Origin of the sequence: Halorhodospira halophila (assembly GCF_016653405.1) — a bacterium.
GTDB classification, from domain to species: Bacteria; Pseudomonadota; Gammaproteobacteria; order Nitrococcales; family Halorhodospiraceae; genus Halorhodospira; species Halorhodospira halophila_A.
Genome location: NZ_NHSN01000032.1, coordinates 31007 through 42661, shown reverse-complemented (window position 1 = coordinate 42661; position 11655 = coordinate 31007). Strand labels below are relative to the sequence as shown.

9 protein-coding genes and 1 pseudogene are annotated in these 11655 nt (G+C 69.5%); all 10 read right to left on the bottom strand.

Translation table 11 applies throughout. The annotated features are described in order from the left end of the window. Positions 1-26: 26 nt before the first annotated feature. Positions 27-674 (bottom strand): orotate phosphoribosyltransferase, encoded by a 648-nt coding sequence (gene pyrE, locus CCR79_RS12165; protein ID WP_201173223.1) that lies wholly within the window; start codon positions 672-674, stop codon positions 27-29. A 6-nt stretch (positions 675-680) separates the two neighbouring features. Continuing rightward, positions 681-3332, bottom strand: coding sequence for a phosphoenolpyruvate carboxylase (gene ppc, locus CCR79_RS12160; RefSeq protein WP_201173221.1), 2652 nt, complete (start codon positions 3330-3332; stop codon positions 681-683). Positions 3333-3377: 45 nt separating this feature from the next. Further along, positions 3378-3758: a CBS domain-containing protein gene (locus CCR79_RS13730; protein ID WP_255772131.1), complete on the bottom strand. Its 381-nt coding sequence runs from the start codon at positions 3756-3758 to the stop codon at positions 3378-3380. A 147-nt stretch (positions 3759-3905) separates the two neighbouring features. Continuing rightward, positions 3906-5147, bottom strand: a pseudogene (gene icd / locus CCR79_RS12155) (isocitrate dehydrogenase (NADP(+))); the annotation flags it as partial. 111 nt (positions 5148-5258) lie between these two features. Continuing rightward, entirely contained in the window at positions 5259-6221 is a 963-nt protein-coding gene (gene trxB, locus CCR79_RS12150) for a thioredoxin-disulfide reductase (RefSeq protein WP_201173215.1), read from the bottom strand. 74 nt (positions 6222-6295) lie between these two features. Continuing rightward, complete coding sequence (locus tag CCR79_RS12145) at positions 6296-7699, bottom strand: AmpG family muropeptide MFS transporter (RefSeq protein WP_201173213.1); 1404 nt, start codon at positions 7697-7699, stop codon at positions 6296-6298. Further along, the gene (locus CCR79_RS12140; RefSeq protein ID WP_201173211.1) at positions 7696-9390 is read right to left on the bottom strand and encodes a potassium channel family protein; all 1695 of its coding nucleotides are present in this window, start codon (positions 9388-9390) and stop codon (positions 7696-7698) included. The genes CCR79_RS12145 and CCR79_RS12140 overlap by 4 nt, the downstream gene beginning before the upstream one ends. Positions 9391-9405: 15 nt before the next feature. Beyond that, the gene (locus CCR79_RS12135) at positions 9406-9789 is read right to left on the bottom strand and encodes a DUF6394 family protein (RefSeq protein ID WP_201173209.1); all 384 of its coding nucleotides are present in this window, start codon (positions 9787-9789) and stop codon (positions 9406-9408) included. Positions 9790-9808: 19 nt separating this feature from the next. Further along, entirely contained in the window at positions 9809-10480 is a 672-nt protein-coding gene (gene nfi / locus CCR79_RS12130) for a deoxyribonuclease V (protein ID WP_238633269.1), read from the bottom strand. A 16-nt stretch (positions 10481-10496) separates the two neighbouring features. Continuing rightward, positions 10497-11540, bottom strand: coding sequence for an NADP(H)-dependent aldo-keto reductase (locus CCR79_RS12125; RefSeq protein WP_201173205.1), 1044 nt, complete (start codon positions 11538-11540; stop codon positions 10497-10499). Between the last annotated feature and the right edge of the window lie 115 nt (positions 11541-11655).

Here is an 11655-nt window from a genome sequence, read left to right as displayed (position 1 = left end):
CCGAGCGGCGCCAGCCGGCGGCGCGGCTACGCCGCGCCGTAGCGGCTCCGATACTGGCGGATGGCGTCCAGAGTCTCGCCCTTGCCGCCGTGCTCGGCCAGGTAGGTTTCCAGGTGATCCAGGGTGATGATCGGGACCACCGGGGCGCCCAGGGCCTGTTCGACCTCGTGGACGGCGGAGACCTGGTTGGCGCCGCGCTCCTTGCGGTCGAGCGCGATGGCCACCGCGGCCACGCGGCCGCCCTCGGCGGTGATCAGCTCGGCGGCCTCGCGGATGGATCCGCCCGATGAGATCACGTCGTCGACGATCACGGCGCGCCGACCATCCACCGGTGCACCCACCAGCCGTCCCCCCTCGCCGTGGTCCTTGGCCTCCTTGCGATCGAAGGCGTAGGGGACGTCGCGGCTGCGCGTCTCGGCCAACGCCATGCTGAGCGCCGTGGCCAGCGGGATGCCCTTGTAGGCGGGGCCGAAGACCAGGTCGAAGTCAACCTGTGCCCTCGCCAGGGCCTCCACGTAGCAGCGGCCGAGCCTGCTCAGGGCCTCGCCGCTGTTGAACAGCCCGGTATTGAAGAAGTAGGGGCTCTCGCGGCCGGATTTCAGCGTGAAGCGCCCGAAGCGCAGCACCCCGCGGTCGAGGGCGAAGCGGATGAACTCTTCCTGGTAATCGTACATGGCGGTCTATCCCGTGTTGCGCATGCCCGCCGCGATCCCGTTGATGACCACCTGCAGGCCGCGGCGCAGGGAGTCGTCCTCGCACATCCGGGAACGACGCAGCAGCTCGACCTGCAACAGGTTGAGCGGGTCGACGTAGGGGTTGCGGACCTCCACAGCGCGTTTGACCACCGGGAAGTCCGACAGCGGCTGCTCGTGCCCGGTGATGGTCAGCACGGCGTCGCGGGTGCGGGCGAAGCGCTCGCGCAGCTCGTCGCCCACCCCGCGCAGCTCCTCGGGGACCAGGGCGTGCTCGTAGAGCCGGTTGACGCCGGGTTCGGCCTTGGCCACGACCATCTCGACCATGTCGAGGAAGGCCTCGAAGAAGGGCCAGTGGGCGAACATCTCCTGTAGTTCTTCGGTTAGCCCCTCTTCGATGGCCTCTTCGAGCGCCTCGCCAACACCCAGCCAGGCCGGGAGCATCAGCCGGGTCTGGGTCCAGGCGAAGACCCAGGGGATGGCGCGCAGGCTGTCCACGGTCATCTGATCCGGCGAGCGCTTGGCCGGGCGGCTGCCGATGGTCAGCCGCGAGATCTCGTCGATGGGGGTAGCCGCCCGGAAATAGTCCATGAACTCCGGGCGCTCCTTGACCGTGTCGCGATAGGCCGCCATGGCCCGGGCGCTGAGCCGGTCTAGGATCTCGCGCCAGCGCTGCGGCGGTGGTTCCGGCGGGCGGACCGTCGCCTCGAGCACCGAGGTGGTGTAGAGCTCCAGGTTGCGCAGGGCGATCCCGGGCAGTCCAAACTTGGCCTGCATCACCTCGCCCTGCTCGGTGACGCGCAGCGTCCCGTCCACGGAGCCCGGCGGCTGGGCCAGGATGGCGGCGTGGGTCGGGCCGCCGCCACGGCCAATGCTGCCGCCGCGCCCGTGGAACAGGGTCAGATCGATACGCTGCCGGCGGGATAGGGCGACCAGCTGCTCCTGGGCCTGGTAGAGCGTCCACGTGGAAGTCAGGTGACCGGCGTCCTTGGTGGAGTCGGAGTAGCCGATCATGATCTCCTGGCGGCCGGCGATGCGCTGGCGGTACCAGTCGCTCTCGAAGAGCACCTCCATGGTGTCGGCCGCCTCGGCCAGCGTGTCGCGGGTCTCGAACAGCGGCACCACCCGGGTGGGGTGGGTGAGACCGCACTCCTTCTGCAGCAGCTCCACGGCGAGGATGTCGGAGGGCTTCGCGGCGTGGGAGACGATGTACGCCCCCACCGCGTCGGGGCCGATCTCCTCGAGCATGCGGATGGTGTCGAGCACCTCCTGGACCTCGCGCTCCGGCTTGAAGTCCAGCGGGATCACCGGGCGGCGGTGGGAGAGTTCCTGGAAGAGCCACTGCTGGCGGGTTGGCTCGTCCCACTCGGCGTAGCTGCCCAGTCCCACGGCGCGGGTGATGGCGTCGAGCACCGCGGTGTGGCGCTCCGCGTGCTGGCGGATGTCCATGGGCATCAGGGTGAGCCCGAAACAGCTCACCCGGCGGATGGTATCGAGCAGCTCGCCCTCGGCGACCACCCCGGCGCCGACGCGCTGCAGCGAGTAGTAGCAGCGCAGCAGCGGCTGACGCAGGTCCTCGACGTCGGAGAGGATGTCGCTCTCCGGGGGGCGACCGCCCTGGAGCTTGGCCTCGGCCCAGCGCATGGTCTGGCGCAGCCGCGCCCGGAGCCGCTTGAGCACCACCCGGTACGGCTCCCACGCCTCGCCGCCGACCTCCTCGCGCAGCTCATCGTCGCAGACCTGCAGCGACAGGGTGGAGACCAGCCGCTGGATGTCCCGCTCGTAGAGGTAGGCGGCCATCCAGCGCGAGAGGATGGCCACGTCCCGGGTGACCCGGTGGGTGACGTTGGGGTTGCCGTCGCGGTCGCCGCCCATCCACGAGCCGAAGGTGATCGGCGCGCAGTCCAGGGGCAGCGGGCGGCCGGTGTGCTCGCGCAGGGTGTGATCAAGGCTGCGCAAGTAGCGCGGCACGGCGTCCCAGAGTGTCTGCTCGACCACCGCTAGACCCCAGCGGGCCTCGTCCTGCGGGGTGGGGCGGCGGCGGCGGATCTCGTCGCTGTGCCAGGCTGCGGTGATCTCGCGCTTGAGCGCCAGCCGCGTCTCGGCCACCTCCGTGGGCGTCTGGCCGAAGCGGTCGCGGTTGTCCAGCAGCCCGGCGATGCGGTTGTACTTCTGCAGCATGGTCCGCCGCTGCACCTCGGTCGGGTGCGCGGTGAACACTAGGTTGATGTCCATGCTGCAGATGGCCTCGTGGAGCTGCTCGGGCTCCATGTCGGCGGCCAGTCGGGGGACGGTCTCGGCCAGGGAGCCGAACAGCGGTCGGGCCTCGGGGGTACGGGCCCACTCGCGGCTGCGCCGCACCCGGTGATGCTGCTCGGCGATGTTGGCCAGGTTCAGGAACTGCGAGAAGGCCCGGGCCACCGGGGTGACCTGTTCGGGCGGCAGTTCCGACAGGGTCCGTTCGAGCTCCTGCGCAGCTTCGTCGTCCCCGGCGCGGGCCGTCTTGGCCAGCACCCGGACGCGCTCGACGGTCTCGTAGAGCTCGGCGCCGCCCTGCTCGCGCAGGGTGGCACCGAGCAACTCGCCGAGGTCCCGGATGTCTTCGCGCAGGGCGCTGTCGCTATCCTGATGCTCTTCCATGCCGTTGCGCCCCGCCTGCTTGGGGTGGTTGCGTGGTCACTCGGCCTACTCGGGCAGCCCGAACTGCTCGACGCTGGCGAAGATGTCGGTATCGGAGATGATCCCGATCGGCCGGCCCTGGGTGTCGATGACCACCATGCGCCGGATGTTCTCCGCGCCCATGCGCTCGGCGCAGTCGAGCAGCGAGGTGTCCTCGGGTACGGTGATCAGCGGCCGCGTAGCCACCTCCGAGATGCGTACCTGGCTCGGTTGCTTGGTGGCCGAGACCACCCGGCTGATGACGTCGCGCTGGGTCATGATGCCCATGCCGTCGGCCTCGTCCGGCGCGGGCTGGACCACCACCGAGGAGATCCGCCGCTCGCGCATCAGGTGCATGGCGTCCTCGACGCTGGTATCGCCGGACATGGTGACCAGGTTCGGGTTCATGAGGTCGGCCACCGTGTGCGGCACCCGGCCCGAGGCGACCATCTCCTCGAGTGGCGCGACCACCCGGCGCTGCTCGCGGGCCTGGCGCTCGGCCTCGATCGCCTCCTCGCGCTCGCGCTGGATGCGGTCGATGTCGATGGTGCCGTGCATCTGATCGATCAGCGCGTCGGCGAACTGGCTGGTCTTCACCTCGGTGGCGCCCTGCAGCGAGCGGGCGAAGTCGTAGGTGACGATCCCGGCGCCGACCACCTTCTCGTAGGCGGCGCGGATCAGGTCGGCTGCCTCGCTCCAGCCGATGTGCTCGAGCAGCATGACGCCCGAGAACAGCAGCGAGCCGGGATTGACCTTGTCCTGGTTGGCGTACTTCGGCGCGGTGCCGTGGGTGGCCTCGAATACCGCCACGTTGTCGGACATGTTGGCGCCCGGCGCGATGCCCACGCCTCCGACCTCGGCGGCGATGGCGTCCGAGAGGTAGTCGCCGTTGAGGTTCATGGTGGCGAGGACGTCGAACTCGTTGGGCCGCAGCAGCATGAGCTGGAACATGATGTCCGCGATGCGGTCCTTGATGACGATCTTGCCCTCGGGGCGCTTGCCGCCGTAGGTGGCGTAGAGCTCCTCCTCGGTGATGGTCTGGTCCGGGAACTCCTCGCGGGCGACCTCGTAGCCCCAGGTGCGGAAAGCCCCCTCGGTGTACTTCATGATGTTGCCCTTGTGCACCAGGGTGACGCTCTCGCGGTTATGCTCGATGGCGTACTCGATCGCCTTGCGCACCAGGCGCTTGGTCCCGAACGGGCTGATCGGCTTGACGCCGAGACCGGCGCCGTCGAAGAACGTCTCGCCCATCTCCTCGCGCAGGAAGCGGGCGACCTTCTCGTTGTCGGCGCTGCCGGCCTGGTACTCGATCCCGGCGTAGACGTCCTCGGTGTTCTCGCGGAAGATCACCACGTCGATGTCCTCGGGGCGCTGCAGCGGCGAGGGGACACCGGCGTAGTGGCGCACCGGGCGGACGCAGGCGTACAGATCGAGCTCCTGGCGCAGGGAGACGTTCAGCGACCGGAAGCCGCCGCCCACCGGCGTGGTCAGGGGCCCCTTGATGGAGATGAGTACGTCCTTCAGGGCGGCCTTGGTCTCATCGGGGAAGTAGTTGCCGTCGTACAGGGCGGCGGCTTTCTCGCCCATGTACAGCTCGGCCCAGTGGATCTTGCGCCGCCCGCCGTAGGCCTTCTCGACCGCGGCGTCCCAGATGCGCATGCAGGCGCGGTTGATATCGGGCCCGATGCCGTCGCCCTCGACGTAACCGATGATCGGGTTGTCCGGGACCTGAAGTCGGCCGTCGGACCCGACGGTGATCTTCTGGCCGCCCTCGGGGTACTGGATTTGTTGGCTCATGGCTCCTCCCGCTGGATTTCCTTTCGGCGGCGCGTGGCCGGTCCGGCTTTTGGCCGCGGTCCCGGCGCCTGTGACAAACGGGCTCTATTCTCAATCAGCCCCCGGGGCCAATCAAGAATGGGCGAGCCGCTCCAGGTAACGCTCCACGTCCAGCGCGGCCATGCAGCCGGTGCCGGCCGAGGTGACCGCTTGGCGATAGACGTGGTCGCAGACGTCGCCGGCGGCGAACACACCCGGGACGCTCGTCACCGTGGCGTTGCCGTCCAGGCCGCTGTTGACCCGGATGTAGCCGCCGGACATGGCCAGCTGACCCTCGAACAGCCCGGTATTGGGGGAGTGGCCGATGGCGATGAAGACGCCCGAGACCTCGCGTTCAGCGATCTCGCCGCTTTCCGTATGGCGCAGGCGCACGCCGTTCACGCCGCTGTCGTCACCGACGACCTCCTCCAGGGCCCGGTTCCAGCAGATATCGACGCGCCCCTGCTCGACCCGCTCCATGAGCTGGCGCTGGAGGATCTTCTCGGCGCGCAGGTTGTTGCGTCGGTGCACCAGGGTGACGTGGGAGCAGATGTTCGCCAGGTACAGCGCCTCCTGGACGGCGGTGTTGCCGCCGCCGACCACCGCAACCGGCTGATTGCGGTAGAAGAAGCCGTCGCAGGTGGCGCACGCCGACACGCCCTTGCCCATGAATTGCTTCTCGGACGCCAGGCCGAGGTACTTGGCGCTCGCCCCGGTGGCGATGATCAGCGCGTCGCAGGTGTAGCGATGCTGGTCGCCCTCCAGGGTGATCGGCTGCCCGGCCACGCTTGCGGTGTGGATGTGGTCGAAGATGATCTCGGTGTTGAAGCGCTCGGCCTGGCGGCGCATGCGGTCCATGAGTTCCGGACCCTGAATGCCTTCCGGCTCGCCGGGCCAGTTGTCGACCTCCGTGGTGGTGGTCAGCTGGCCGCCCATCTCCATGCCGGTGACCAGGACCGGATCGAGATTGGCCCGCGCGGCGTAGATGGCCGCGGTGTAGCCGGCCGGGCCGGAGCCGAGGATCAGCACGTTGCAATGCTTGCTCTGTTGGGCCATGGGGTCACGACTCGTCTGTTTGCAGGGGTGGATGCACCGCACGCCCGGCGCGCGCGGCCGGGGATATGTTAGCGCTATTGCAAGGGTGTCTCTACGCCGTCGCGTCCCGGTCGGTGGATGCGGTCCGGGTGGGCGTAGCGCAGCAGGACCAGGGCCAGGGCGATCGCCGGGAGCCCGGCGGCGGCAGAGATCATGAAGAAGTGGACCCAGCCCACCTGCTCGGCGACGACCCCGGTGAAACCGCCGAGGAACTGACCCGGCAACGTCATCAGCGAGCTGAACAGCGCGTACTGTGTGGCCGTATAGGCGGTGTTGGTCAGGCTCGCCAGGTAGGCGAGGAAGACCGCGATCGCCATGCCGCCGGTGACGTTGTCGGCCACGATGGCCGCGATCAGGCCGTGGATCTCCGGACCCAGTGTCGCCAGCCACGAGAAGGTGAGGTTGGTCAGTGGCGCCAGGATGGCGGTGGCGATGAGCATCGGCGCGATGCCCACGCGGCTGACCATGACGCCGCCGAGGGCGGCGCCGAAAAGGGTCATGGCGAGGCCGAAGGCCGCCGCGATGTTGGCGATCTGGTCCTTGGTAAAGCCCAGGTCCAGGTAGAACGGGTTGGCCATCACGCCCATGACGATGTCGCTGACGCGGAAGGTGGCGACGAACAGCAGGATGATGATGGCCACCGGGAGGCCGAAGCGCTTGAAGAAATCGGCGAAGGGGCAGAGCACGGCGCCGATCAGCCAGGCCGTAATCCGCCGGCGCAGGCCCCGGTGCGGGGTCCGCTCCAGGTAGTCGACGACCCGCTGCTCCAATTGCCGCGTGTCGCGGCTGACGGCCACCTGCGGCTCGCGGATGAGCAGCGTTGTGGTCAGGCCCACGCCCATGAGCAGCGCCATGCCGCTGTACGCCAGGGTCCAGTTGCCCCAGGCGGCCAGGTGCAACGCTCCGGCCCCGGCGGCGAGCAGGGCGATGCGGTAGCCAAAGACATAGGTGGCCGCCATGGCCGCCTGCCGATGGCGGGCGGCGGCCTCGACCCGGTAGGCGTCGATGGCCACGTCCTGGGTGGCTGAGCCGAAGGCGGCGGCGACGGCGAACACGGCCACCAGGCCCAGGTACTCGGTGGGGTCGGTCAGTGCCATACCGAGCAGTGAGCTGGCCACGATCAGCTGCGCGAGCAGCATCCAGGAGCGGCGCCGCCCCATCCAGGGGCCGAGCACCGGCAGGGTGAGGCGATCGACGAAGGGCGCCCAGACCACCTTGATGCTGTGGGCGATCCCCACCCAGCTGAGAAAGCCGATGGCGGCCAGCTCGACGCCCATGTCCTGGAGCCACGCGGTGAACGTGCCGCCGACCAGTAGCAGCGGCAGCCCCGCCGAGAAGCCGAGGAAGGCCATGGCGATGACCCGCGGGTGCAGATAGACCCGCAGCCCGGCGTAGCCGTTGCGCTCGGCCGGTGCGGTGGGGGCTGCCTCCTCGCTCACCGGCGCTCCCCCAGCCAGCGCCAGATGGAGCCGTCGGGGCGCTGCTCGCCGGTGGTCAGATAGCGCAGCGTGTTGCGGTGGAACAGGGTCCAGCGCAGCTGCGCGCGCGCCTCGGTGGTCCCGCAGCACAGCAGCCGGTCCCCCGGTTCCAGGGGCACCTGCAGATCGGGCAGGGGGACCACGGCCTCCGGGCGGACCAACAGCAGCGCCACCGTGTTCATGCCCTGGCCGCTCTGCTGGGGGTCAGCCAGGATATCGCCGATGGCCACCTCGGTGCCCTCGTGACGGAGTTCAAGGATCGCCGGGCTGCGGTGCTCGCTCACCTCCAGGGTCCAGATCTCCGGAACCCGGCCACCACTGACCTCGCGGATGCGTCGGGCCACCGCGGCGTGCCAGCTTCGGTCGAACCCGCGTGCGATGCGTAGGAATTCCGGCAGCAGCGGTGCCGTGATCAGGCTCAGCATGCGCGTGGCGATCAGGTAGCTCGGTTCCACCGGCATTTGCAGCTGCGCCGCCTTGAACAGCGGCCGGTGGGCCATCTGGTTCTCGCGGGCGGCGAGGTAGAGGTCCGGCTTGATGTCCCGCGCGGTCATGACGATGGAGAGGTTGTCGGCATCGTCGTCGGTGCCGGCGAGCACCGCCTCGGCCTGCTCGACGCCGGCCTCGCGCAGGGTCACCGCCTCGGTCCCCTTGCCATAGATGGTGCCCTCCGGCGCGCCGGTCTGCTCCGGGGTCCGCTCGATAACGGTGTAGGGCACGTTGACCTTGTCGAGCCGCCGGCAGACCGCCTTGCCGAAGCGCCCGTAGCCACAGATCAGCCACCGGCCCGAAGGGGGGCGGGGTGGCTCGAACAGGGGGGTGTTGGGCATCCCCGACAGCCACTCGTAGACCCGGTGCATCTCCGGCTTGGTGATCGCCAGCGCCAGCCGGTCGGCGAACGAGGAGAACGGGTCGACCACGTAATCGGTCCCGAACGAGACCATGTTGTCCGCCGTGGCGCGGTTCTCGGCGCGGCAGATGACGCGCTGCTCCGGGTGCAGCAGCCGCACCGTGATGGCGATCTGCAAATTGGTGTGGTCGTCGTTGGTTACCGCCAGCACGCCGGCGCACTGCGGGTGGTCGAGTCCGGCGGCGCGCAGGTTCTCGGTGACGTTGGCGTCGGCCTGCCAGCCGGGTACGAAAAGCCGTAGGTCGCGGGTCTCCAGCTCGGCGATGCGGTCACGGTCGACATCGAGCACGGTGGCTTCCCAGCCCCGTTCGGTGAGCGAGCGGACCAGCAGCGAGCCGGTGTCGCCGTAGCCGCAGACGATCCAGAACGGGTCGGCGAGACGGCGGACCCGGCGCCGGAAGCGCCCAGCCTCGACCGTGCGGCGGAAGATCGGATCCTGGATCAGCCCGACGATGGTCACGATGGCGTAGAACCAGGCGATCACCGGCGGGTAGATGGCCAGCATGTACCCGAAGCGCTGCGCGTAGTTGAACTCGTACGGGTACTCGCCGAAGCCGATGGTTGGCGCCACGTAGGTCAGGAAGTAGAGGGCGTCGATGAAGTTCATCCGCCACGGCTCGCCGTCCGGGTGCTCGCCGGGGATGGCCATGAGCACCAGGATGCCGAGTGCGTAGCTGCCGATGAGCATCAGCAGCGGGCCGCGCATGCGGCGCAGCACCATGTAGAAGGCGGCGTTGCCCATGGACCGGTCCTGCGCCTAGCGGTGGATCTTCACCGTCTCGATGATCAGCAGCGTCACCGAAACCACGTTGGCCACCAGCGCCCCGCTGGCCAGGGAGACGATGCTGGCCATGGTCATGTCGGTCAGGCCCACGCCGGTGCCGTAGACCGCCACACCCCAGAGCACCGCGGCGGCGATCAGCTGCAGGTCGGCAACCAGGCTCGCCGCCAGGAGGATGGCACCGATCTGTGTGCGTTCGCCGAACTTGAGCACCGTGGCGATCAGGTTGACCACGATGGCGGCGAACAGCTCCCAGGCGGCGTGGTGGTCCGGGTTGTCGATCGTCCCGTAGACGAACCCGAAGTTCAGGGTCAGCGCCAGCAGGATGAAGAAGCCGAAGACGACCTTCTCGAGATTCATGAGAACTCCTTGGTTTCCGTCAGCCGCCGCGCGAGGCCAGCCGATCGGCGGTGCGGATCGGCTCCGGGAGGCGGTAGCGGGTGCAGCAGGCCATCACCCAGGCCGCTGCCGTGTCGTAGTCTAGGCGGTGACCGGGCGAGACGTATACCGGCCGCACCCGTGCACGGGTGCGCAGCACCGTGCCGATGCGCTCCTGGCCGTCGTACAGCGGTGTCTTGGCACCGCGCGCCTCGGCGACCGCGGCGTGCGAGCCGATCAGTCGCGATTTGCCGACGCCGATGCTCGGTCGCTCGAGCAGGACGCCCAGGTGAGCGGCGATGCCGAGCCGGCGCGGGTGGGCGACGCCTTGGCCGTCGCAGAGCAGCAGCTCGGGCAGTGTTTCCAGCCCAGCCAAAGCGTCGAGGATGGCGGGCAGCTCCCGGAACGAGAGCAGCCCCGGGCGGTACGGCATCTCCACCGGGCGGCGGGCCTGCCGGCTTTCCTGCAGCTCGAACCCCGGCCAGCTGTAACGGGCCACGGCGGCGCAGGCGGTGGCCCCGCCGTCGCGGAAGCCGACGTCGACCCCGGCAACGTTCACTACCGGCGGCAGGTCGTTGGCCAGCCGCACCCGCTGGTGCAGCTGGCGTTGGATCCGCGCTCCTTCAGCGGCGTCCACGCGCCAGGGGTGCGGGATCCGGCAGGGCCAAGTCACGCCGCCGGCCCCCGGCTTACGGGCACGGGTTGGGGTTGGCGGCGTGGATCGCCTCGATGCCGTCATGCACCGCCTCGGGCAGGGTCAGATCGGCCGCGGCCAGGTTGTCGGCCAGCTGCGCCTGGGTCGTGGCGCCGATGATTGTGCTGGTGCAGAAGGGCCGTTGGGTGGCGAAGGCGATGGCCATCTGCGCCGGGTCGAGATCGTGCTCGCGGGCCAGCTCGACGTAGGCCCGGGTGGCCGCTACGCCCCGCTCGCCGGTGTAGCGCTGAAAGCGCTCGTAGAGGGTCAGCCGGGCCGCGGCGGGGCGCTGCCCGTCCAGGTACTTGCCGCTGAGCACACCGAAGCCCAGCGGCGAGTAGGCCAGCAGGCCGCAGCGCTCGCGGTGGCTGACCTCAGCGAGGCCCACCTCGTAGCTGCGGTTGAGCAGGCTGTACGGGTTCTGGATGGAGACGATGCGCGGCAGGCCCAGGCGTTCGGCCTCGGCGATGAAGCGCATCGCCCCCCAGGGCGTCTCGTTAGACAGGCCGATGGCGCGGATCCGCCCGGCGGCCACCAGCTCGCCCAGCGCCTCCAGGGTGCGCCGGATGCGCGCCCGCTCGTCCTCGCCTTCTTCCTCAGGGCAGGGATAGTCGAGTCGCCCGAAGAAGTTGGCGCGGCGCTCGGGCCAGTGAAGCTGGTAGAGATCGATGTAGTCGGTCTGCAGCCGCCGCAGCGAGCCGTCCACCGCCTCCCGGAGCTGCTCGGCGGTGTAGGCGCGCTGTCCGTCGCGGATCGAGTCGAGCCCGGGGCCGGCGATCTTGGTGGCGATGACCAGGTCCTCGCGGCGAGGCTGGCGGGCCAGCCAGCTGCCCAGATACGCCTCGGTGCGCCCGGCGGTCTCGGTGCGCGGTGGCACCGGGTACATCTCCGCGGCGTCGATGAAGTTGACCCCACGCTCGGTGGCGAGGTCGAGCTGCGCGTGGGCCTCGGCCTCGGTGTTCTGCTCGCCCCAGGTCATGGTCCCGAGGCAGATGCTGCTGACGCGCAGATCGGTGTGGCCGAGTGGACGGTATTCCATGGGCGTGCCCTGCTGTCGGCGTGGACCCGGTCAGTTTCCCGGCCGCGCCGGCTGCCGGCAAGCCCCCGGCGGACTCGTGGCGGCGCCGGCGAGCCGTTAAGCTGGGGGCGACCGC